The organism is Alphaproteobacteria bacterium (genome assembly GCA_016124955.1).
Lineage (GTDB): Bacteria > Pseudomonadota > Alphaproteobacteria > UBA9219 > RFNS01 > RI-461.
The window spans coordinates 91,542-113,049 of record WGMR01000002.1 but is presented as its reverse complement, the minus strand read 5'-3'; the positions used below and the strand labels follow the sequence as shown (position 1 = coordinate 113,049).

Below are 21,508 nucleotides of genomic sequence, written 5' to 3'. Positions count from 1 at the left end.
CGAAGGGCAATTTATGGGTTTTTTCTTAGGCCTGGCCGGCGGTGTCGATCATCGCGGCCGTGAGCGCCTGGCCCGAATCCTTGCCGCCCCAGATCACGAACTGGAACGCGGGGTAGAAGCGTTCGCTTTCCGTGAGCGCGATTTCAACAAGGTCTTCCAGCATTTCCACGCTCGAGCTTTTGGCGCCGCGGAACAGCAGCGTGTGGCGGAACATGGGGCTGGCGTCTTCCGGGCACAGCTCGAAATGGCCGAGCCAGAGCTTGGTGTTCATGGCGGCCAGAAGATCGTTGACGCCGGTGCGCTTGTTGGTCGGCACCTTGAGATCGAATTGGCACGAAAACTGCAGCGCCGAGATTTCCCGCTGCCACACAAAGAACATGCGGTAATGGCACCAGCGGCCCGCGAGTTCGACGACCATCTCGTCATCGCCTGAACGCTCGAACAGCCATTCGTTGGCGACCACGATTTCTTCGATCACGTCGAGCGGATTATGGAAGGTTGCGGCTTCGGTCGTTGTGAGCAGCGACATTTGCATGACCCTTGTTTGAACACACCCTATCTCAAGTATCAGCGCAGGAGTCCCCAAGCAAGACATTGCGATTCAAGAAAACTCTATGGCAACGAGTACGTGTTGTTTGAGTCACACTATGCGTAACCGCCAAGTGACTCATGCTGCGATGAATAAGTGATTCAAAAGACTCAAAATTATGAGTCAAATCAGAGTCATCGTCCGCGTCAGGCGCGGCGTTTGCGTGCAGTTTTTTTGCTTTTACGAATTTTAACGCTTGTGGATTCTTTACTTTTGTTAACCTTGGGCTTGACAGCGATACCAAGATGCTTTTCGACGCGCGCCAGCCGCGTCGCAATTTCTTCCTGCCGCGTGCGCGCCGCCGCTATCATTGCGCGCAAGGGCGCGTATTCCGCCTGCGTTACAAGATCGAGCCGCTTGGCAAGAAGTTCGGCACGGCCCTTCGCTTTTGCGCGCAAACCGGCGCGCAGCCCATCCCGCTGCAAAAGCCCGGCCAGAAGCTGGCCGATATCTTCGATTATTTCGCGCTTGGGCATGGTTTTTTCCTCGTTTCCGCATGGGCGGGAATGACGTATGACTAGGGAATCAGTTTTTAACCTTGGCCCATGAAGTTTGCAAATGCTCGCCATTCTTTTTCCGCCACTAGACCCCGTTGCCTTCGAAGCGGGCCCGATTGTGATCCGCTGGTATGCACTGGCCTATCTGGCCGGGTTCTTGCTGGGCTGGCGCTATTGCATGGCGCTGGCGGCAAAGAACAAGGCGCCGCCCGGCCCGCAAGATTACGATGATTTCCTCGTTTGGGCCGTGCTCGGTGTTATCATCGGCGGGCGCGCGGGCTATGTGCTTTTTTACCAATTCGATTATTTTTTGCAGAACCCGCTTGATATCCTGCAGGTATGGCATGGCGGCATGTCGTTTCATGGCGGCGCGGCGGGCGTGATCGCCGCTATCATCATTTTCTCTTGTATCCGGAAATTTTCTATCCTTGCGTTCGGCGATCTGATCTGCTGCGCGGTGCCGATCGGGCTTTTCTTCGGCCGCATTGCCAATTTCGTGAATGCCGAGCTGTTCGGCCGCGTGACGGATGTGCCGTGGGGCGTTGTGTTTCCGCGCGGCGGGGATATGCCGAGGCATCCGAGCCAGTTTTATGAAGCCGCGCTTGAAGGCGTTCTGCTTTTCACAATTCTTTTCTTTCTTGCGCGCATGCCGGCGGTGCGGCAACGGCCGGGCACGCTGAGCGGCGTTTTCCTTGCCGGCTACGGGCTGTTCCGCTTTTCGGTCGAATTCTTCCGCGAACCCGATGTGCAGTTGGGCTATCTGGCGGGCGGGCTGACCATGGGGCAATATCTGTGCATGCCGATGCTGGTGGTCGGGGCAGGGCTTGTGCTTTATGCGCGCGGCAAGGCGGCGCGGAAAATCCGGGGTGCATAGGAATGGCGCTGGCACCCATCATCAAGCGCATGATCGCGGCGCAGGGCTATATCACCATCGCACAATTCATGGAGCTGGTGCTCCAGCATCCTGAATACGGGTATTACCGCAAGCACGATCCGATCGGGAAGCGGGGCGATTTCATCACCGCGCCGGAAATCAGCCAGATGTTCGGGGAGCTGATAGGCCTGTGGTTCGCCAATGCATGGGAAAAGTGCGGACGACCGGATCCGTTCGTGCTGCTTGAGCTTGGCCCGGGGCGCGGCACGATGATGGAAGACATGTTGCGCGCCGCTTCGCGTATGCCGGGCTTTGCCGCTGCGATGCAGCTTTTCCTGCTCGATAGCAACGAAACGCTGCGCGCGATGCAGACCGAGAAGCTAGGTGGCTACAACCCGCGCTGGATCGATGACCTTGAAGAAATTCCCGCACTGCCGCTTTGCGTGATGGCCAATGAATTCTTTGATAGTCTGCCGATCCGCCAATTCGAGCTGACGGATGAAGGCTGGTCCGAACGCGTGATCGCATATGAGGGCGGCGAGCTTTGCTTTGCGTTGATGCAGCCGGACGAGGCGACCACGCTGCTGCTTCAGGGCCGCAAGATCACCAAGCTCGGCACGGTGATCGAGATCAATCCCGTTGCCCAGGATGTTTTGCGCAAGCTTTCGCACCATATCGCCACGCATCGCGGCGCAGGGCTGTTCGTCGATTACGGCTACAGCGAGCCGCCTGGCCGCAACACCTTTCAGGCGCAGGCCAATCACGAGGTAATTTCGCCGTTCGAGCGGCTGGGCGATGCCGACCTGACCGCGCATGTGGATTTCGCCGCGTTGCGCCGCGCGGTCGATGCCGGCGGGGCGCAGGTGCGCGGCATGGTCAGCCAGGGCATGTTCCTGCACCAATTGGGCGTGGAAGTGCGCGCCAAGCAGCTTTGGGTGCAGGCCAGTAACGAGCAGCGCGAGGAGATAGAGGTCGCGCTGCACCGGCTTGTGAGCCCGTCGCAGATGGGCGTGCTTTTCAAGGTTCTGGGCATCGCCGATGCCGCCATGCCGCATTTGCCGGGGTTCGATCCGATCTCATGACCTTGCAGCCGCTCCGTTCGCCCGATTTTGCCGCACTGGAAAATATCCGCCACGGGTTCTTCACGCGCGAAGGCGGCGTGAGCGAAGGGGTTTACGCTTCGCTCAACAATGGCTGGAAAAGCGGCGATGATGTTACGCGCGTGGAAGAAAATCGCCGCCGCGTGGCCACGACGCTCGGGGTTGAGCCCGCAAAGCTTCTTAGCTGCTACCAGATTCATTCGCCCATGGTCGTGGCGGTCGAAAAACCATGGGCCCCGGCGGAACGGCCGGAAGCGGACGCTATGGTAACGGCGCAACCGGGCATCGCGCTCGGTATCCTTACGGCGGATTGCGTGCCGGTTTTGCTGGCCGATAGCGGCGCGGGCGTGATCGGCGCGGCGCATGCCGGCTGGCGCGGCGCGGTGGCGGGGGTGATCGAAAACACGGTGGAAGCCATGGGCGCGCTTGGCGCGCGGCCGGGGCGCATCGTCGGCGCCATCGGCCCCTGTATATGGCAGAATAGCTATGAAGTGGGCCCGGAATTCCCCGCGCCCTTCATGGCGCTTGGTGAAGAAAATGAAAAATTCTTCCGCCCCGCGTTTCGCTCGGGCCACTATATGTTCGATCTTCCGGGTTTCTGTATCGCCCGGTTGCGGGCGCTGGGCGTGGTGATTGTCAGCACTTCGCCCGCCGATACGCATAAGGAACCGGAGCGGTTCTTCAGCTACCGCCGTACAACGCAGCAGGGCGGGGGGAAAACCGGCAGCCTGATTTCAGCGATTTGTTTGGTGCAATAGCCTAGCGGCCCGGCTTCCACAGACCGACGATATCCTTAACCTCGGCGATATGTTTTTCGGCCAGTGCGCCCGCTTTTTCCGCGCCCTTTGCCAGCATTTTATCAAGCTCCGCTCTGTCGGCCAGCAATTCACGCATACGTGCAGTGATGGGGGCAATTTTCGCGACCGCCGTTTCGGTCAGCGCGTTCTTGAAGGCCGAGAATTGCTGCCCCGCAAACTGCCCCATGGCTTCGGTGCGCGTAACACCTGCCAGTGCGGCATAGATGGTCACGAGGTTATCGGCCTCCGGCCGTGCCTCAAGCGCTTTCAGGTCGGCGGGCAGCGGTTCGGGGTCGGTCTTGGCGCGCTTGATCTTGAGCGCGATGGCATCGGCATCGTCGGTGAGAGTGATGCGCGAATAATCGCTTTCGTCCGATTTGCTCATTTTCTTCGTGCCGTCGCGCAGCGACATCACGCGCGTCGCTTCGCCCAGTATCTGCGGTTCCGGCAGCGGGAAGTATTCGTTGCCGTACTGGCGGTTGAAGGCGCCCGCGAGATCGCGCGCCAGTTCCAGATGCTGTTTCTGGTCTTCGCCCACCGGCACATGCGTGGCTTTGTAAACCAGAATGTCCGCCGCCATCAGCACGGGGTAGGAATAGAGCCCGAGCAATTCCTGATCGTGGTTCCGTTTTTTCTTTTCCTTGAACTGCGTCATACGGTCGAGCCAGCCGAGCGGCGTATGGTTCGATAAAATCCAGGCCAGTTCGGCATGGCCGGGCACGGCGCTTTGCGCGAACAGCGTGCTTTTGGCCGGATCGACCCCGGCGGCGATATAGGCGGCGGCGGTGGTATGGATGGCTTCGCGCAGCGCGGCGGGGTCTTGCGGCGTGGTGATTGCGTGCAGATCGACCACGCAATAGAAGCATTCAAAATCCGCCTGCAGCGCGACCCAGTTGCGCAGCGCGCCAAGGTAATTACCGAGGTGCAGGCTGCCGGTCGGTTGCATGCCGGAAAGGATACGCCGTGTCATGGAAGGCTCCGCGATTGATAGCCCTGAATATCAGGCTGGCGGCAGGTTGTCACTATCGGCTGCGGGGCTGTCGCTTTTGCGGCGCAGGATAGTGACCATATCCTGCCAGCGCCAGGCGCCCGTGGCTTGCACCAGTGCCGCGAAAGCCAGCACGGAAACGCCCAGCAGAACGGTCAGTGCGACAACTTCCTGCATCAGCTTGTCGGCGACGAAATAATCCGCCAGCAGAAAATCAAGCCCGTACACGATTCCCGCCAGGATAGCCGAGCACAGCACGAGCCGCGGCAGGCGTTTTTTCAGCTGTTCGTCCGCCAGCACGCGCCCGCTTTTGTGCAGGAAGTAATAAAGCAGAACGGCATTGATCCATGTTGCAATGCCGTTCGCGAGCGCAATGCCGACATGCTGCAACGGTTCCAGCAGCAGAAGAGTCAGCACGATGTTGCTGATCACGGCCACGATCGCGACCTTCACCGGCGTCGCGGTATCGTGCCGCGCGAACAGTGAAGCGCTTAAAACCTTCACCAGCAGAAAAGCGGGGATGCCGATGGCGTATGCCATCAGCGCCTGCGAAGTGCCGCGCGTATCATCCGCCGAAAACGCGCCATGTTCGAACAGGGTGCGAATGATCGGCTCCGCCGCCAGCATCAGCCCGATGGCGGCGGGCAGGCCGATGGCCAGAGAAATTTCGATTCCGCGGCTGAAATAATGGCGCGCCGCGCCTTCGTTGCCCGCTTCGACATGGCGCGAAAGGATGGGCAGCAGCGCGGTCGCGACCGCGACGCCGATCACGCCTTGCGGCAGCGAATTGAGCCGGTCGGCATAGAACAGGTATGAAACCGCGCCCGAAGGCAGCAGCGAAGCGAGGATGGTGGAAACCAGCAGGTTGATCTGCGCCGCACCCGCGCCAAGCGCCCCGGGGCCAATGCGCTTGAACAGCAAGCGCACGCGCTGCGACAATTGCGGCCACAAAAGCGGGATAAAGGTTTTATAGCGGCGGCAAAACGCCCAAAGCCACACGCACTGCACCGCGCCTGCGATTGTGACGGAAATTGCCAGCGTATAGCCCGGGTGCCAGCCAAACAACGCGGCCATGAAGAGGCCGATCACCATAATGATGTTGAAGAGAATGGGCGCTGCCGCGCCGGGCGCGAACTTGCCGTCCGCATTCAGCACGCCGGTTTGAAGCGCGGTCAACGAAATCAGCAGCAGGTAGGGGAAGGTGATCTGGCTGAAACTGACCGCGAGGTGATATTTTTCCGGATCGTCGGCGAAACCGGGCGCAAGCCCGTACATGATCCATGGCATGCCGAAGATGACGATGGCGGTAAAGGGAATAAGGATCAGCAACATCATCGCCAGCGCTTCGCCCGCGAAATGCTGTGCTTGTGACGCACCGTTCTTTTGTTGTTCGGATGTATAAAGCGGTACGAAGGATGCGTTGAAGGCGCCTTCGGCGAACAGGTTGCGGAACAGGTTGGGCAGGCGTTGCGCGACGAAGAAGGCGTCCGCCATCGGCCCGGCGCCGAGCAGCGCGGCGGTTACCACGTCGCGGATAAAACCGGCGACGCGGCTGCCCATCGTCAGGCTGCTCACGGTAAAGAGGGCGCGGGCGAAATGCATGGACTATGAGTAATCCGTCCGCGGGAATCAGGCCAGCGTTTTCTGGGGTTCAGGCAAAAGCGGCCATTGCGACCTGATGCATCAGGCACCCGGCGAAGGCAATCACCATGGCGGGGGCGAAGGGGGATTGCTCCCCGCCGCCCGCACGCTGCCACAACAGGCCGCCCACGGCGCCGAGCGCGCCCGCGATGATCAGGAACCAGGGCAGCAATTCGGGCTGCAGCCAAAGCCCGGCGGCGCCGAAGAACTTCACGTCACCGAAGCCGAGCATATCCTTGCCGCGCAGCTTGCTGTAACCGAGCGCGAGCGCGAGCGCGAACATCAGCATGATCCCGGCGATCGCGAGGCCGGTCGTCAGCTCCCCGCCGCCCGCAAGAAGCCATGCGAGCCCGAGCACAGCGAGCGCGATGTTGAGCATATCGGGGATGATGCCGAAATAAAGGTCGATCAGCGCAATCGCGGGCAAAATACCGAAACAGAGGCTGAGCCATACCATCGCCCACGACCAGCCGAACATCAGCCCGGCATAGAGCCCAAGCAGCATGCCCATGATCTCCATCGCCGGTTGCATCCACTGCATGCCGCGCTGGCCGCAGGGGCAAACAAGCGCGAGCGGCTTGCGCCGGATCAGCCAACCGAGCACCGGCAGCAATTCCCACCACCTTGCGGCGCGCTGGCAATAGGCGCATTGCGGCCAGGCCGGTTCTCCCGGCAGCCGGTCGGCCATGCGCCAGCCCCAATGCCCGGCGAAGCAGGCGCTGAGAAGGCCAAGAAGGGCGCTAATGACCGGGGCGATTATTTCGGGCACGGGCGGGAACCGTCAGTTCAAAGGTTGGTTCCATAACGCATAGGCGCAACCGGCTGCCAGCGTCAACCATGGCCGGTGTGCGGGCCACAGAAAAAAGCCCGGATGGTTGCGGCCATCCGGGCTTCGGGGGTGCCATCATGCAGGGGAACATGATGGGATCTGTTGCGCGCTAATTCGGTCGGGGCGATGGATTGAAGCTTGCCCGTGCCGCGGCTGCGGGCCGGGCGGACGCGACATTGGCTGCGGTTTTCGTCGGCTGCGTCACGGCCTTGACCAGTTGACTGACGCGGTTCATCAGGTTGTTGGCCTTGGCCATCACCGCCTTGGCGCCGTGGCGCTTCGCCATCACCGCTACCGTACGGGCGAGTTTGCTGAAGTGACCGAGTGAATCGCGGCCGCCCTTGCGGCGCGCGCGCTTCTCGTTCACCACGTCTTCGGGGAACCCGGCCAATTCGTTGATAAGATCAACTTCGGTCGGAAAACCGTTGCTCGTTTCATGGGTCTGCATCAGTTCTTCTCCATCAAGCTCTTGATGATATGACCGGCGCTGCGCCACGGCACGAAGCCCGGGGCATCCTTGTCTTCGGGGCTGCCGATCTTGCTGTGATCGACGGGGGCAAAATTCGCTTCATACACATCGCGCATCTCGCGCACGACGGGCTCCAGTTCGGCGCGCAGCGCAGGGTTGTCGCAGCTTGCGAGCATTTCCTCGTATTCGCAGACGATATCGCCCATGTGTTCTTCAAGCTCGGCGCTCACGGCGCGCTCGATCTGCAGTTCTTCGTAATCCTTGGTGATGCCGGCGATGGTGGCCTTGATCACGGGCCAATGATCGCCTTCCTTGCCCATTTCATGGCCGGCGACCATGAGGGCGTTGCGTGCGAGCTGGAGGAGGCGATCCTGTTTCATCGTTCTATCCAAATCTTTAAAAAATGGCCTTCGTCGTAATGCCTTCCGTACATTCAGGAATAGCATTGGCATGCTTAACAACAGGTGAATTCCGGCTAAAAAAAACCGCTTTAACCCATTGTTTTACTTACAGAAATCTTAGATAAAATTTGACCGGAATTGTGCGCAGTTATTTCCAAAAAATACTTACGCAAGGTCGAACAAGAGGATAGTGGAATCGCTCTTGGCCTTGAAAGTAATTGATGCCGGGTCATTCCATGATGCGCCATCGCCGTCCGTTAATTCTTGCTCATTCGCCGAAATTGTACCCTCCGCGACCTGCAGCCAGCCAAAACGGTCCTTCGGCAGCGCGAAGCTGGCAGTGATTCCCGCCGGCAAATGGGCGCAATACAGGTTTACATCCTGTCTGATTTGCACGGAACCATCGCGCCCGTCGCGGGAACCGATCAGCCCGAAGCGACCGCTGGTTGTGGTTTTGTCATAATGCTTCTGTTCATAGCCCGGTTCCGTGCCCTGCGCTTCGGGGATGATCCAGATTTGCAGCAGGCGGGTGGGGTTATCGTTGCTTGGGTTAAATTCGCTATGGCGAATGCCGGTGCCCGCGCTCATGCGCTGGATTTCACCCGGGCTGATGCTGGCGCCGTTGCCGAGGCTGTCTTTGTGGGCAAGCGCGCCCTGCATCACGAAGGTGACAATTTCCATATCGCGGTGGCCGTGCGTGGGGAACCCGGCGCCGGGCTTGATACTGTCGTCATTGATGACGCGCAAGCTGCGGTAACCCATATGATCGGGGTCATAATAATCGGCAAAGGAAAAGCTGTGCCGGCTATCGAGCCAGCCGGCGGTCGTTTGGCCGCGCGAAGCGGCGGGGCGGATTGTAAGCATCGATCACCATTGCCTGTGGGAGGTTTGGTCTGCGGCGCGTATGATGGATATGGGTATGTTTGCGGGGAATTCAAGACCCCGGCTGCACGCGGAGCCCTAGTGCAGGATCCGGTCCGAACCGTTGTCGGCGCGGTTTTCGCTTTCGCCGCGCTCGACGCGCTGTGCGACCGCCACAACTTCCTGCCGCAGCCGCATATTGGCCTGCGCGAGGTTGTGCAGTTGTTGTTCATACATTTTTTGCTGGCGCTGCACAGCGCTCACGGCATCCGCGAGGCGTTGGGTTGTACGAATCTGTTGGTTGGTGGCCTCGTTCAGGGCTTTGGCGAGTGCGCGGCGCAGCTTTTGCAGCCAAAGAACACACATCACCCCCGCGCCGATGGCGGTAAAGGTGGTAAACAGCGCTAATGTGGTCAGCAGCTCGTTCATATCAGGCTCCCACTCTTGCAGGCCAATCCTAGCAAAATTATGGCAGGCTTGGCTACCGTCTTAAATCGTCCATGATTCCAAGCGCCGCCTGCCCGCCGCCCAGCCTTGCACGGTATATCTGCAGATTCTCGATCACGCGCTGCACATAGTTCCGCGTTTCATAGATGGGGATCAATTCGATCCAGTCAACGGGGTCGAGTCGCGGGCTGCGGGGATCGCCGAATGTCTCGATCCACTGGCGTGCGCGGGTCTGCCCCGCATTATAGGCCGCGATCGCCAGCGGCAGCGAACCGCCGAAGCCATCGATCCGCTCCGCCAGATAGGCGCTGCCGAGCCGTATGTTGGTGCTTTCGCCGAACAGCGTCGTATTTGAAACCTTGATACCTTGTTTCTTGCCGACCATGCGCGCCGTGCTCGGCATAAGTTGCATGAGCCCGCGCGCGCCGGCGGGGCTGACGGCGTCTGCCTTGAACATGCTTTCCTGCCTGATGATCGCATGGATCAGGGCGGCTTCGGGCCGGGATGGAAGCTTGTTATCAAGAACGGGAAAACCGCTGACGGGCAAAATAAAGTTCTTGGCCGCCGCCTTCTTGGCCGCCTTGACCATCAGTTCCGGCTTGCCCATGCGTTTCGCAAGTTCGGCGAGCAGGGCGTAATCGTTGCGTGCGGTCGCGTGCCATGCGGCCGCGATCATGAACCTTTCCGTACGGTCATTCTGCCCGATTTGTTGCAGCTGCCATATAATCGTGGCGGTGACGCCGCGCTTGAAGGCGCTGCGCGCGGCTTCCGGCACGTCTGGCTCTGCGATCTTGAGCATGCCGCCGGGATGCAGGCGCGCGAGCGCGAGCTGACCGTAGAAGGTGGTACCCATCGTTGCCGCGATATCGTACCAGTGACGCGCGGTCGCGGTATCGCGCAACGATTCATAGGTGCGGCCGAGCCAGTAAGCGCCGCGCGATTTGCTAACCGGCGTGGAAACACCGTTATACAGGTTCAAGAAGCTTTTGGCAGCATGCTCCGGCTTATTGAAGAAGCGCAAGGCGAGCCACCCGGCCATGAACTCGGCTTGTTGCAGCGCCAGCCCTTCGGTCTGCCCATGGTTATGGGTAAGCTGATAGGCGGTTTGCAAATCGCGCAACTCGATCATGCGGCGCATGATGATGTGGCGTTCGGCCCACCATTTTTTCGGCACGCCAAGATCGGACGGCGGATGCAAAAGTATCTGAACCGCTTCGTCGTCGCGCGATTTGTTGCGCAGCCAGCGCAAGCGTTCGTATAGCAATCCGGGGTCGTCGCGCAGGCTGCCCGGCACGCGTGCGGCGCGCGCCTCGGCATTGCGGTCCATTTCTCCATAGGCGATGCGTGCTTCGGCCAGCGCCTGCCGGTCGGTCGATATCAAATCATACATGCGCCGGGCGGCATCGTAGGCTTCATCCCAGATAAGCTGGTCGGTGCGGGCCCAATGGTCTTGCGGGCGCAATGTGCTGCTGAACCGCGCGCGGAAGGCGCGCAATTCGTCGCGGGTGAAGTTGCCGCCGGTCCACCGCCCGCGGATCAGCAACGCGGCCTGTGCGGTCTGGCCGGTGGCAAAAAGCGCATCCATATGGCGATAGAAACCGTTCATGGTCAGGGCGGGGTGCGCCGTGAACCAGTTGACCGTTTGCTGCGCCGGCCAGCTATCGGGCATTTTTTCTTCGGCCATGCGGCGGATATCATCAAGCCCGGGCCAGTCATCATGGGTTTCGATGAAGCTGATGGTATCGGCGAAACTGAATGGGTTGCCGGGCAGGCCAAGGGCCCCGGCCTTGATCACCTCGGCCAGGGTCTGGTCCTTGGCGCGGCGGGCGAAGGCCAGCGCATCGCCGGTCTTTTTGCGATCGAGCGCGCGAAACGCTTCTTTATAATGCTTTTTGTCGGTATCGCTCAGGCTTTGCTGCGCCGATGCTGTATGCGGTACGGATACCACAGCCAGCAGGATCAGCGCCAAAAGGATGACGTGTGCGCGGCAGGCTGTTAAAAAACGGGCAATCATGGTTAGTTAGGGCGGGTTCCGGCGTGGCCTCCCTCGTGCGTATAGGGTGCGGCGGGGCGCGTCAAGTCAATGCGGGCAGAAACGATGACGGCAGACAAGAAAAAAGAAGAACGCATGAAGGCGCGGCGCTCGATCGCGCTCAACCGCCGTGCGCGCTTCGATTACCACATTGCCGATACGTTCGAAGCCGGGATTATTCTGACGGGCACCGAGGTCAAATCGTTGCGTGCGGGGCAGGCGAGCATCGAGGATGCGTATGCGGGCGATAAGGGCGGGCAGATGCATATCTTCAATATGTATGTCGCGCCCTATGGCAAGGCAGGCGACCATTTACAGCATGATGCGCGGCGGCCGCGCCCGTTGCTTCTGCATAAGCGCGAGATTGGAAAACTTATGGGCGCGGTCGCGCGCGATGGCATGACGTTGGTTCCGCTCGCGCTCTATTTCAACAAGCGTGGTATTGCGAAGGTCGAGATTGGCCTTGCGAAGGGCAAGACCAAGGGTGACAAGCGCGAAACCATCAAGCAACGCGATTGGCAGCGGGAAAAAAGCCGCGTGATGCGCGAACGGGGCTAAGAAAATTCGCATAATAAAAAAGCCGCCCTGCGAGGGGCGGCTTTTTCATTATAGATGGGGTGGGTGTTCGCTTACGCAACCTCTTCGACATCGCCGTCTTCGTCTTCCATTTCCTGCCGCGAGGTGGCGAGGTTCTGGGCGACTTCCTTCATCGGCTGCTGGCCCGGGGCCTGCTGGCCGCCTTCGCGGGTGGCGCGGGCGATGAAGGGTGCGAGTTCCTGGAGTTCGATGAAGTTATCGGCCTGGCGGCGCAGTTCATCGGCCACCATCGGCGGCTGCGAACGCATGGTGCTGACGACGCTGATGCGTACGCCCTTGCGCTGCACGGCTTCGACCAGACGGCGGAAATCCCCGTCGCCGGAAAAGATAACGATATGCTCAAGCTCGTCCGACATTTCCATAACGTCGATCGCGAGTTCGATATCCATGTTGCCTTTGATCTTGCGGCGCCCGAATGCATCGGTAAATTCCTTGGTCGGTTTCGTGACCATGGTGTAGCCGTTGTAATCGAGCCAATCGACCAGCGGACGGATCGGGGAGTATTCTTCGTTTTCCACCAGCGCGGTGTAATAGAAGGCGCGTACAAGCCGGCCCTTGTTGGCGAAGAGTTCAAGCAAGCGCTTGTAATCGATATCGAACCCAAGTCCACGGGCTGCGGCGTACAGATTGGCGCCATCGATAAAAAGGGCCATACGCTCTTCTTTATAGAAAATCATCCGAAGACCTTTCCTGATCCTGAAACACGGGCTGAACTATAGCGACCTGCTTGAAAAACACGCCTGTCTCTACAGACTACACCCAAATACACTAAAGCGCCATCCGGGCTGTCGCGCAAGGCTAAGTGCCCGAATCAATTGCAAAAATCTATAGCAAAATATTAACTGCAACAAGAGGCAGACATACCAAATAAAGGCACCGGCTTGCAACCAATTCGTGGGCCGTTTTGCTTTACAAGCGCCGGATTAAGCGGGTATGCTTCCGGCCCATAAGACGGGATATTGATTTTGGCAGGTTGCTCGTGCTTATAGGTAGCTACGAGCAGGTGTTGCGGGTTAACGTTAACTGCAAAGCTTGCTGATCGTTCCAAGGCATGACTGACAAACGAGGAAAACATGGCGCGCGTTACGGTTGAAGATTGTGTGGTGCAGGTTCCGAACCGGTTCGAACTGGTTCTTCTTTCCGCGCGCCGTGCGCGCGAGATTGGTTCCGGCGCGCTGCTGCAGGTCGAACGCGACCGCGATAAAAACCCCGTCGTCGCGCTGCGCGAGATTGCGGAAGAAAAGCTCGAGCTTGAAACGCTTCAGGAATCCCTCATCAAGGGCCTGCAGCGCCGCGTTGAGCCCGACCAGCCCGAAGAAGAGGTTGTAGAACTGATGGCCGGCGAACAACAGAGCTGGGTCATGGGCAACGATGACAGCGCTGACGAAGAAATCAGCGAAGAGGAAATGGGCGAAGAAGAAGGCACCGAAACTGTAGCCAGCGATATGCCGGCCTCCGGCGGTGCCTCGTTTGAAGACGCGGACATTACCGACCGCTGATCCGCCCGTTTCTATCTATATGTGCATATGAGGCTTGTTTTGCCTTTTTTATAGCTGGCGAAAGCCTGCCTGTATTTGATTTTGCGTTATTTTAGGTGATGTATGAACCATACCTCCGGCGCACCGATTATTGCGGATGACATTTTTGCGCACAACGATTCACTGGATTTCAGTGATATCGGGGCGTCCGTCACCGGCAGTGCCGACAGAAGTATCACGCAGCTTGTCAATGACTGTGAGGACTATTGTCGCGACATTGATATTGATCTGGTGCGTGCCGCCGCCAAAGTCGCCCTTAGGCTGAATGGTGAAATCAGACGAGGCGGCAATGTCGTCCGTTCCTTCTTGACTGGAAGGCCCAAGGATCTTTGGACTTCACGCAAAGATATGAAGGCTTACTTCCTTAATTCCCGCACACATAATTTTATTTCGGCGGCCTCTGTCGCGCGTCTTAATCTCGATGGCCGGACGGAATCAAAAGCAGAAGCGGTTATCGCGGCGCTGTTCCAGAATATTTTGGCTTTCCGGCCCGATCTAAGAGATAGAATTGAAGGCGAGGTCTGGGCGGCATACCGGAAATCACGCGGCGATTCCGCAGACTATCAACAATTTGCCGGCGCCATGAGCGAGGCGCTGGAGCTCGCCGGGGATGCATCCCTGATGACCGCCATGCCGTCACTGAAAAATGTGATGAAGCTGAAGCCGGAAAAGCAGAACGAATACTTTTCGCGGAACCTGGCCATGATGTTGCGCACGCCGCATGTTCGCGTTTTTCCGATCAAGATCGCGGAAATGGTGCGCCGCCTTTCAGCACTTGATCAGATTGCGGACAAAAGAATTCGGGATGAAATGCTTCTGTATGCAGAAAAGCTGTACATTCCGATGGCCGAGTATATCGGCTGGTATGATGCGGTTGGCGCAATCAAGGACTCGCTTTTAAAGTACAGAGATCCGTCCGCTTATGAACGGACGGAGCAGGAAATGGAGGTGCTTTTCAACCCGACGGGTGATCAGTATAGCGGCAAATTGTTTGGCAAGGGCGGAGCCAAAATGATTGCAGCCGGCGAAAGGCGTATCCTTGAAGCGCTGGAGGGCAATGTATGGAGTACCCATAAAGGCCAGAGGTTTGCTCCACAGGTTAGCGGCCGGGTCAAGCGCGTTGCCGCTGCATATGGAAAAATTCAGGAACGAAGGAATCCTCTTCATCCAAAATACAAGCCAGACTACGGTGCCGCGGACCTGGATGATGGCACGGCTTACAGGGTTGTTGTTGGTGATGCGGACAATGCATCGGATCTTACGCATACCGGTGACATACGCGATTGCTGGAAGACGCTCAAGGCGCTCAAGGAAAGCGGCCTGAAGATTGTTGATATAACTGACTATATTCATGCGGATGCGCCTTATGTCGGTGTTGATGACTGGGGCTGCCCCGTACAGAAGCGGCGCAGCCCAAATGGGTATCAGGCGTTGCACGCGGTGCTGGTGGACGGCAAGGGCCGCAAGTTCGAAGTGCAGATCCGCAGCTGGGCGATGCACCGGCTTGCCGAATACGGCCTTGCTTCCCACGTGCAGTACAAAATTCCCGGTCAGGTCACAAGCGAGCAAGACCGTGCGCGCATGCAAAGCGTGCGTGAGCGGCTTTGGGGCCATGGCAATGGTACGGGTGACCTGCCGACAGTCGTAGATACGGGCATTAGTGTTGTCGATCACCGCGGCGAGATTTATGATTTGCCCGCCGACTCGCGCGTCGTGGATTTTCTGGCCGTCGCTTACGGGAATAAGCCGTTGCCGAAATATGTCACGGTCAATCGCGGGCGGAGGCAACGTCTGGATCATGTGTTGTTGTGCAGGCCGCTGCGTAATTGTACGCAAATTCAGGTTAAGGGCGCGATGAAGTTTGTTCCGCCATCATGGGCAAAATGCGCCAGAACACCCGAAGGCACGAGCTACATTACAAGAGCCATCATGAACCCGCAGCACAGGCGGACCCGGCGCTTCCTTGGCATGCCAAGCCCTTGATGGGGTTAAGGTTGCCCTAACCATACTGGTCTATGATAGGATTGGCTGCATCGGCCAACCAGCATATTGATAAGTTTGGGTTTTACGTGACTGCGCCTGACGATACCGCCCTCCCGCTCGTGACCGACGCCAAGAATGCTGAAGCGGCGGCGGGCGAAGCCGTGCCCAAACCGCACCCGAAGCCCGCGCGCATGATGCGCCAGTATGAGCTGGTTGAGCGCGTCCGCGCCTATGATCCGAACATCGACGAAGACCTTTTAAATAAGGCTTATGTGTTTTCCATGAAGGCGCACGGCACGCAAACGCGGGCTTCGGGCGATCCGTATTTTTCCCATCCGCTCGAGGTTGCGGGCATCCTGACGGACATGAAGCTCGATACCGCGACCATCGCAACGGCGCTGATGCACGATACGGTGGAAGATACGGTCGCGACGATCGAGGACATCAAAAAGCTGTTCGGGCCGGAAGTGGCGCGTCTGGTCGATGGCGTGACCAAGCTTTCGCGCATCGAATTTCAGAACGATCAGGCCAAGCAGGCCGAGAATTTCCGCAAGCTCGTGCTCGCGATGTCGGAAGATATCCGCGTGCTGCTGATCAAGCTGGCCGACAGGTTGCACAATATGCGTACCCTGCATCACATCCCGAACGCGGACAAGCGCAAGCGCATCGCGCGCGAAACCCTCGATATCTATGCCCCGCTGGCCGAGCGCATCGGTATCGAGAAAATGCAGCACGAGCTGGAAGACCTTGCTTTCGCCGAACTGAACGGCGACGCGCGCGACAGTATTGTGGCGCGCCTTAGCTATCTGCGCAGCGAAGGCAGCGACGCGATCAACAAAATTCTCGTCGAACTGCGTCAGCAATTGCAGCAGGCGGGGATCAAGGCCGAGGTGGCGGGCCGCGAAAAGGCGCCCTATTCGATCTGGCTGAAGATGCAGCGCAAGAACGTGACGTTCGAACAATTGTCGGACATCATGGCGTTCCGCGTGGTCGTGGATGCGATCGAGCAATGCTATCAGGTGCTCGGCATTCTGCACAGCAACTACCCCGTGGTGCCCGGCCGGTTCAAGGATTACATCTCGACCCCCAAGCCCAACCATTATCAAAGCCTGCACACCGGCATCATCGGTCCGGCGCGGCAGCGCATCGAGGTGCAGATCCGTACGAAGGATATGAACGAGGTCGCGGACCTTGGCGTTGCGGCGCACTGGGCCTACAAATCCGGTGCGGGCAAGACGGAAGGCAAACAGTATCGCTGGTTGCGCGAACTGCTTGATATCGTCGAGCATGCGCAAAAGCCCGAAGAATTTCTCGAACACACGAAGCTGGAGCTGTTTCAGGATCAGGTGTTCTGCTTTTCGCCCAAGGGCGATTTGGTGGCGCTGCCGCGCGGTGCGACGCCGGTCGATTTTGCCTATGCTGTGCATAGCCAGATCGGCGATACCTGTGTCGGCTCCAAGGTAAATGGGCGCATGGTGCCGTTGCGCACACAGCTGCATAACGGCGATCAGGTCGAGATTATCACGCAAAAAGGTTCGCAGCCTTCGCTGCAATGGGAGCGGTTCGTCGTCAGCGGCAAGGCGCGCGCCCGTCTGCGCCGCTTTGTGCGCACGCAGCAGCGGGAAGAATATGTCACGCTCGGCCGCTCCATCCTTGAAAAGCTTTTCAAGCAAGAAGGGCTGGAATTCACCGAAAAACCGCTCGAAGCGGTGCTGAAACAGTTCCAGGCACAGGCGGTTGATGATCTGTACGCAAATATCGGCGCTTCGCTGCAAACCCCGCGCGATGTGTTTCATGCCGCGTTCCCCGAACGCAAATTGCGCGTGCCGGAAAAAACGCCCGAACAGGCGGTCGCAACCGCGCAGGCGCGGCAACGTCCGCGCGAAGGCGATCAGCCGCTGACGCTGAAGGGGCTTATTCCCGGCATGGCGGTGCATTATGCGCGCTGTTGCCACCCGATACCGGGCGATCCGATCGTGGGCATCGTCACCACCGGCAAGGGCGTGACCGTCCATACGACCGATTGCGAAACGCTCGACAGCTTTGCGGCCGCGCCCGAACGCTGGATCGATGTGGCGTGGGACGATGGCCATAGCAAGGAAGCCAAGCTTGTCGGCCGGCTCGTGCTGGTGATCACAAATTTGCCCAACAGCTTCGGTACGGTCACGACCATCATTGGCAAATCGCAGGGCAACATCACCAACCTGAAGATCACCAACCGTTCGCCCGATTTCTTCGATCTTCTGGTGGATGTCGAGGTGAAGGACGTCAAGCATCTCAATGCCGTCATCGCCGCGCTGCGCGCCAACACCGCGGTTACGTCGGTCGAACGCGCCAAGGCGCGCTAGCCCATGGGCGGCACGATTGACGATTTTGCGCGGGCCAAGCTGGCGTCTATTGCGCATCACGGGCTTTTGCGTACCATCAAGGATACGGATTGCGCCGAAGGCATGGCCGTCACACGCGGCGGCGAACGGCTGATCAGTTTTTGCAGCAACGATTATCTTGGGCTCGCGCAGAACGCCGAAGTGCGCGCCGCGGCCAAGGCGGCGGTCGATCGCTATGGCGCGGGTGCCGGCGCCTCCCGGCTCGTGACAGGCAATCACCCGCTTTATGATGTGCTTGAAGAAAAACTCGCGCGGCTGAAAGGCGCGGAAGCCGCCTGTGTGTTCGGTTCGGGCTATCTCGCCAACATAGGCATCATTCCCTGTTTTGCCGCGGCGGGCGATATTATTCTTGCCGATGAACTGTACCATTCATGCATGGAGCGTGGCGCGCGGCTTTCCGGCGCGCAAACCGTTTTGTTTGCGCATAACGATACGCAGGATCTCGCGCGCAAACTGGCGGAACACCGCCCGGCGGTGCGGCACGCGCTGATCATTACCGAAGGCGTGTTCAGCATGGATGGCGATCTGGCGCCGCTGCCCGCCATCATGGAGCTGGCGGCGGCGCATGATGCGTGGTTGCTGACCGACGATGCTCATGGTTTCGGCGTGCTCGGCGGGGGCAGGGGTTCGGCGGCGCATTGGAATGTGAAACCGCATTTGCAAATGGGCACGTTGTCGAAGGCGGCCGGTTCTTATGGCGGCTATGTGTGTGGCGGCGGGGATGTTATCGCCTATATAAAGAACAAGGCGCGTTCGCTGATCTATTCGACTGCGTTGCCGCCCGCGACGCTCGGGGCCGCGATCAAGGCGCTTGAGCTGATCGAAGCGGACGCGATGCTGGCGCAGCGCGCGCTCGGTAACGCGAAGCTGTTTTGCAGCCTCGCTGGCCTACCCGTGCCGCAAAGCACAGTCGTGCCGGTTTTGTACGGCGCGGAGGAAGCGGCGCTGGCGGCTTCGCAACGGCTTGAAGCGCAAGGCTTTCTGGTCGCCGCCATTCGCCCGCCCACGGTGCCGCGCGGAACGGCGCGTCTGCGCCTGACCTTCTCGGCCACGCATGCGGAAGGCGATATTCGCCGTCTTGCGGCTGCGCTTGCGGCGGATGCCGGGCAATACCGCGCGGCCTAGGCCACAAAATCTTGATAAATAATGGCCTTTAAGCCCTAGAGTTAGGCAATCATCTCTGCTAATTTGCCAGCGGCTTTTTCATGTATGCGGGATATTCATGGCCCAACAGACCATTGCCTTCGCTGCCGACCATCGCGGCTTTGCCCTGAAGACCGAGCTTGTGGCCTACGCAGGCAAACAGGGTTATGGCGTGCTCGATCTCGGCACCGACAGCGAAGAACGCTGCGACAGTATCGATTACGCGCTGAAAATGGCGCAAACGATGGCGGCGGGCAAGGCGGCGCTCGGCATCCTGATATGCGGTACCGGCAACGGCATCGCGCAGGTCGCGAATCGCTACAAAAGCATCATTTGCGCGGTGTGCCACAATTCGACGCTCGCGAAGCTGGCGCGTCAGCATAACGATGCGAATGTGATGGCGCTTGGCGCGCACGTGATCGGGCGCGAAGTTGCGCTCGATTGCCTCGATGCTTTCGTCAAAACGGATTTCCTCGGCGGCCGCTATGGCGAGCGGCGCGAGAAACTTGCAAAACTCGGCGGATTATAAAAGGAAGGAAACAGAAAATCATGACTTCAGCAGCAAAGGCGCAGACAATGGGCGAAACGCAGTACGATACTTTCTTCAACGGCTCTGTCGCGCAAAGCGATCCGGAGCTTTATGCGTCCATCCAGGCGGAATTGAAGCGCGAACAAACGGAAATCGAACTGATTGCCTCGGAAAACATCGTTTCGCGCGCCGTGCTGGAAGCGCAAGGCTCGGTTCTGACCAATAAATATGCCGAAGGCTTGCCGGGCAAACGTTACTACGGGGGCTGCGAGGCCGTCGATATCGCCGAGAACCTTGCGATCGAGCGCGCCTGCAAACTGTTCGGCTGTTCTTTCGCCAATGTGCAATCCCATTCCGGTGCGCAGGCGAACCAGGCCGTGTTCCTCGCATTGCTGCAGCCGGGCGATACGTTTCTGGGTCTTGATCTTGCGTGCGGCGGGCATCTGACGCACGGCTCGCCCGTCAACGTTTCCGGCAAATGGTTCAAGGCCGTCGGGTACAAGGTTGATCCCGAAACGCATCTGATCGATATGGATGAAGTTCGCAAGCTTGCACTGGAACACAAGCCGAAAATGATCATCGCCGGGGGCTCTGCCTATCCGCGTGCGCCGGACTTTGCAGCCTTCCGCAAAATTGCCGATGAAGTTGGCGCTTACTTCATGGTCGATATGGCTCACTTTGCCGGTCTTGTGGCCGGTGGCGTGCATCCGAGCCCGGTGCCCCACGCGCATGTGACGACCACGACCACGCATAAAACGTTGCGCGGACCCCGCGGCGGCATGATCCTGACAAACGACCCGGCGCTCGCGAAGAAGCTGAATTCGGCTGTGTTTCCGGGCCTGCAAGGTGGCCCGCTTATGCACGTTATCGCCGCCAAGGCGGTAATGCTGGGCGAAGCGCTGCGCCCGGAATTCAAGGTGTATGCGAAAAACGTTATTGAAAACGCCAAGGTGCTTGCGGCTACGCTGGTCAAGCATGGCTTTGCCATTGTTTCCGGCGGCACCGATAGTCACCTTGTGCTTGTCGATCTGCGTCCGAAGGGCTTAACCGGAAAGGCAGCCGATCATTCCCTGCATAATGCCGGAATAACCTGTAACAAGAACGGCATTCCGTTCGATCCGCAGCCGCCGATGGTTACATCCGGTATTCGTGTAGGCAGCCCGGCCAGCACGACGCGCGGTTTTGGCGTGGCCGAATTCACGCAAATCGGCGATCTGATTGCCGAAGTGCTTGAAGGCCTTGCCGCCAACCCGGATGACAACAGCGCCGCCGAACAAAAGGTGCGTGCCAAGGTTGCCGGTTTGTGTAAGCGTTTTCCCATTTACCAAGGGTCATAAAGCGCCATGCACTGCCCCTTTTGTGGTCATAGCGATACGCAGGTGAAGGACAGCCGCCCGACGGATGATGGCGCGGCCATTCGCCGCCGCCGTTTTTGCGGCAATTGCGGGGCGCGCTTCACCACGTTCGAACGGGTGCAGTTGCGCGACCTTATTGTGCTCAAGACCGACGGGGAAAAGGAAGTTTTCGACCGCGAGAAGCTTGAGCGGTCGATGCGGATCGCGCTGCGCAAGCGCCCGGTTGACGAAGAGCGGCTCGATCGCGTGATCAACAGCATCGTGCGTCAGCTTGAATCGCTGGGCGATAACGAAGTGGCCACCAAGAAGATCGGCGAGCTGGTCATGGAAACGCTGCTCGCGCTCGATCACGTTGCCTATGTGCGCTATGCGTCCGTGTACAAGGATTTCCGTTCGCCCGGCGATTTCAACGAATTCGTCGATACGTTGAAGAAGGAAAGCGCCTGAACGA

The 21,508-nt window shown here is 59.0% G+C and carries 22 protein-coding genes; 11 read left to right on the top strand and 11 right to left on the bottom strand.

The features are described from left to right. Positions 1-25 precede the first annotated feature (25 nt). Together GC131_00725 and GC131_00720 are read right to left on the bottom strand one after the other, a co-directional pair. Positions 26-529, bottom strand: coding sequence for a hypothetical protein (locus GC131_00725; GenBank protein ID MBI1272597.1), 504 nt, complete (start codon positions 527-529; stop codon positions 26-28). A 206-nt stretch (positions 530-735) separates the two neighbouring features. Continuing rightward, positions 736-1,065, bottom strand: a complete 330-nt coding sequence (locus GC131_00720; protein MBI1272596.1) for a hypothetical protein — start codon at positions 1,063-1,065, stop codon at positions 736-738. An 82-nt stretch (positions 1,066-1,147) separates the two neighbouring features. On the opposite strand from GC131_00720, the gene GC131_00715 reads away from it, so the two are divergent. Genes GC131_00715 through pgeF form a run of 3 tightly spaced genes read left to right on the top strand, consistent with a single transcriptional unit; the run spans position 1,148 to position 3,818 of the window. After that, positions 1,148-1,960, top strand: a complete 813-nt coding sequence (locus GC131_00715; GenBank protein ID MBI1272595.1) for a prolipoprotein diacylglyceryl transferase — start codon at positions 1,148-1,150, stop codon at positions 1,958-1,960. A gap of 2 nt (positions 1,961-1,962) precedes the next feature. Then, positions 1,963-3,042 (top strand): class I SAM-dependent methyltransferase, encoded by a 1,080-nt coding sequence (locus GC131_00710; protein MBI1272594.1) that lies wholly within the window; start codon positions 1,963-1,965, stop codon positions 3,040-3,042. Then, entirely contained in the window at positions 3,039-3,818 is a 780-nt protein-coding gene (gene pgeF / locus GC131_00705) for a peptidoglycan editing factor PgeF (GenBank protein MBI1272593.1), read from the top strand. The genes GC131_00710 and pgeF overlap by 4 nt, the downstream gene beginning before the upstream one ends. 1 nt (position 3,819) lies before the next feature. Here the strand turns inward: pgeF and trpS are convergent, their stop codons facing one another. From trpS to GC131_00665, 8 genes are all read right to left on the bottom strand, one after another. Next, positions 3,820-4,827, bottom strand: coding sequence for a tryptophan--tRNA ligase (trpS, locus tag GC131_00700; GenBank protein ID MBI1272592.1), 1,008 nt, complete (start codon positions 4,825-4,827; stop codon positions 3,820-3,822). 30 nt (positions 4,828-4,857) lie between these two features. Then, complete coding sequence (murJ, locus tag GC131_00695; protein MBI1272591.1) at positions 4,858-6,447, bottom strand: murein biosynthesis integral membrane protein MurJ; 1,590 nt, start codon at positions 6,445-6,447, stop codon at positions 4,858-4,860. 49 nt (positions 6,448-6,496) lie between these two features. Continuing rightward, complete coding sequence (locus tag GC131_00690; GenBank protein ID MBI1272590.1) at positions 6,497-7,255, bottom strand: hypothetical protein; 759 nt, start codon at positions 7,253-7,255, stop codon at positions 6,497-6,499. A 169-nt stretch (positions 7,256-7,424) separates the two neighbouring features. Then, positions 7,425-7,763 carry a hypothetical protein gene (locus tag GC131_00685; GenBank protein MBI1272589.1) on the bottom strand — a complete coding sequence of 113 codons (339 nt, stop codon included), beginning with the start codon at positions 7,761-7,763 and terminating at the stop codon, positions 7,425-7,427. Then, positions 7,763-8,164 carry a hypothetical protein gene (locus GC131_00680; GenBank protein MBI1272588.1) on the bottom strand — a complete coding sequence of 134 codons (402 nt, stop codon included), beginning with the start codon at positions 8,162-8,164 and terminating at the stop codon, positions 7,763-7,765. The genes GC131_00685 and GC131_00680 overlap by 1 nt, the downstream gene beginning before the upstream one ends. 186 nt (positions 8,165-8,350) lie before the next feature. Beyond that, positions 8,351-9,049, bottom strand: coding sequence for a pirin family protein (locus GC131_00675; protein MBI1272587.1), 699 nt, complete (start codon positions 9,047-9,049; stop codon positions 8,351-8,353). A 96-nt stretch (positions 9,050-9,145) separates the two neighbouring features. Further along, positions 9,146-9,475: a hypothetical protein gene (locus tag GC131_00670; GenBank protein MBI1272586.1), complete on the bottom strand. Its 330-nt coding sequence runs from the start codon at positions 9,473-9,475 to the stop codon at positions 9,146-9,148. Positions 9,476-9,527: 52 nt separating this feature from the next. After that, complete coding sequence (locus tag GC131_00665; GenBank protein MBI1272585.1) at positions 9,528-11,507, bottom strand: transglycosylase SLT domain-containing protein; 1,980 nt, start codon at positions 11,505-11,507, stop codon at positions 9,528-9,530. Positions 11,508-11,591: 84 nt separating this feature from the next. Between GC131_00665 and smpB the strand changes: the two genes are divergently transcribed. After that, positions 11,592-12,083 (top strand): SsrA-binding protein SmpB, encoded by a 492-nt coding sequence (gene smpB / locus GC131_00660; protein ID MBI1272584.1) that lies wholly within the window; start codon positions 11,592-11,594, stop codon positions 12,081-12,083. 71 nt (positions 12,084-12,154) lie between these two features. Here smpB and GC131_00655 read toward each other — a convergent pair whose 3' ends face one another. Continuing rightward, positions 12,155-12,799, bottom strand: coding sequence for an NYN domain-containing protein (locus GC131_00655; protein MBI1272583.1), 645 nt, complete (start codon positions 12,797-12,799; stop codon positions 12,155-12,157). 396 nt (positions 12,800-13,195) lie between these two features. On the opposite strand from GC131_00655, the gene GC131_00650 reads away from it, so the two are divergent. The 7 genes from GC131_00650 to nrdR all read left to right on the top strand — a co-directional run bounded on the left by GC131_00650 (position 13,196) and on the right by nrdR (position 21,504). Next, on the top strand, positions 13,196-13,621 hold the full coding sequence (locus tag GC131_00650) for a DNA-directed RNA polymerase subunit omega (protein MBI1272582.1): 426 nt from the start codon (positions 13,196-13,198) through the stop codon (positions 13,619-13,621). A gap of 102 nt (positions 13,622-13,723) precedes the next feature. Continuing rightward, on the top strand, positions 13,724-15,643 hold the full coding sequence (locus GC131_00645; GenBank protein MBI1272581.1) for a hypothetical protein: 1,920 nt from the start codon (positions 13,724-13,726) through the stop codon (positions 15,641-15,643). 191 nt (positions 15,644-15,834) lie between these two features. Next, positions 15,835-17,991 (top strand): RelA/SpoT family protein, encoded by a 2,157-nt coding sequence (locus GC131_00640; protein ID MBI1272580.1) that lies wholly within the window; start codon positions 15,835-15,837, stop codon positions 17,989-17,991. Between the two features lie 3 nt (positions 17,992-17,994). Continuing rightward, on the top strand, positions 17,995-19,155 hold the full coding sequence (gene bioF / locus GC131_00635) for an 8-amino-7-oxononanoate synthase (GenBank protein MBI1272579.1): 1,161 nt from the start codon (positions 17,995-17,997) through the stop codon (positions 19,153-19,155). Between the two features lie 97 nt (positions 19,156-19,252). Beyond that, positions 19,253-19,702, top strand: a complete 450-nt coding sequence (locus tag GC131_00630; protein ID MBI1272578.1) for an RpiB/LacA/LacB family sugar-phosphate isomerase — start codon at positions 19,253-19,255, stop codon at positions 19,700-19,702. A gap of 47 nt (positions 19,703-19,749) precedes the next feature. Next, positions 19,750-21,039 carry a serine hydroxymethyltransferase gene (locus GC131_00625; protein MBI1272577.1) on the top strand — a complete coding sequence of 430 codons (1,290 nt, stop codon included), beginning with the start codon at positions 19,750-19,752 and terminating at the stop codon, positions 21,037-21,039. Between the two features lie 6 nt (positions 21,040-21,045). Further along, positions 21,046-21,504, top strand: coding sequence for a transcriptional repressor NrdR (nrdR, locus tag GC131_00620; GenBank protein MBI1272576.1), 459 nt, complete (start codon positions 21,046-21,048; stop codon positions 21,502-21,504). The last annotated feature ends 4 nt before the right edge of the window (positions 21,505-21,508 follow it).

Bases quoted from the DNA above. Each gene is read 5' to 3' on its own strand.
- GC131_00680 (MBI1272588.1), bottom strand. From the start codon at position 8,164: ATGAAACAGGATCGCCTCCTCCAGCTCGCACGCAACGCCCTCATGGTC.
- GC131_00625 (MBI1272577.1), top strand. From the start codon at position 19,750: ATGGGCGAAACGCAGTACGATACTTTCTTCAACGGCTCTGTCGCGCAA.
- trpS (MBI1272592.1), bottom strand. From the start codon at position 4,827: ATGACACGGCGTATCCTTTCCGGCATGCAACCGACCGGCAGCCTGCAC.
- GC131_00665 (MBI1272585.1), bottom strand. From the start codon at position 11,507: ATGATTGCCCGTTTTTTAACAGCCTGCCGCGCACACGTCATCCTTTTG.
- GC131_00720 (MBI1272596.1), bottom strand. From the start codon at position 1,065: ATGCCCAAGCGCGAAATAATCGAAGATATCGGCCAGCTTCTGGCCGGG.
- GC131_00655 (MBI1272583.1), bottom strand. From the start codon at position 12,799: ATGATTTTCTATAAAGAAGAGCGTATGGCCCTTTTTATCGATGGCGCC.
- smpB (MBI1272584.1), top strand. From the start codon at position 11,592: ATGACGGCAGACAAGAAAAAAGAAGAACGCATGAAGGCGCGGCGCTCG.
- GC131_00645 (MBI1272581.1), top strand. From the start codon at position 13,724: ATGAACCATACCTCCGGCGCACCGATTATTGCGGATGACATTTTTGCG.
- GC131_00630 (MBI1272578.1), top strand. From the start codon at position 19,253: ATGGCCCAACAGACCATTGCCTTCGCTGCCGACCATCGCGGCTTTGCC.
- pgeF (MBI1272593.1), top strand. From the start codon at position 3,039: ATGACCTTGCAGCCGCTCCGTTCGCCCGATTTTGCCGCACTGGAAAAT.
- murJ (MBI1272591.1), bottom strand. From the start codon at position 6,447: ATGCATTTCGCCCGCGCCCTCTTTACCGTGAGCAGCCTGACGATGGGC.
- GC131_00670 (MBI1272586.1), bottom strand. From the start codon at position 9,475: ATGAACGAGCTGCTGACCACATTAGCGCTGTTTACCACCTTTACCGCC.
- GC131_00640 (MBI1272580.1), top strand. From the start codon at position 15,835: ATGATGCGCCAGTATGAGCTGGTTGAGCGCGTCCGCGCCTATGATCCG.
- GC131_00715 (MBI1272595.1), top strand. From the start codon at position 1,148: ATGCTCGCCATTCTTTTTCCGCCACTAGACCCCGTTGCCTTCGAAGCG.
- bioF (MBI1272579.1), top strand. From the start codon at position 17,995: ATGGGCGGCACGATTGACGATTTTGCGCGGGCCAAGCTGGCGTCTATT.
- GC131_00650 (MBI1272582.1), top strand. From the start codon at position 13,196: ATGGCGCGCGTTACGGTTGAAGATTGTGTGGTGCAGGTTCCGAACCGG.
- GC131_00710 (MBI1272594.1), top strand. From the start codon at position 1,963: ATGGCGCTGGCACCCATCATCAAGCGCATGATCGCGGCGCAGGGCTAT.
- GC131_00725 (MBI1272597.1), bottom strand. From the start codon at position 529: ATGTCGCTGCTCACAACGACCGAAGCCGCAACCTTCCATAATCCGCTC.
- nrdR (MBI1272576.1), top strand. From the start codon at position 21,046: ATGCACTGCCCCTTTTGTGGTCATAGCGATACGCAGGTGAAGGACAGC.
- GC131_00675 (MBI1272587.1), bottom strand. From the start codon at position 9,049: ATGCTTACAATCCGCCCCGCCGCTTCGCGCGGCCAAACGACCGCCGGC.
- GC131_00685 (MBI1272589.1), bottom strand. From the start codon at position 7,763: ATGCAGACCCATGAAACGAGCAACGGTTTTCCGACCGAAGTTGATCTT.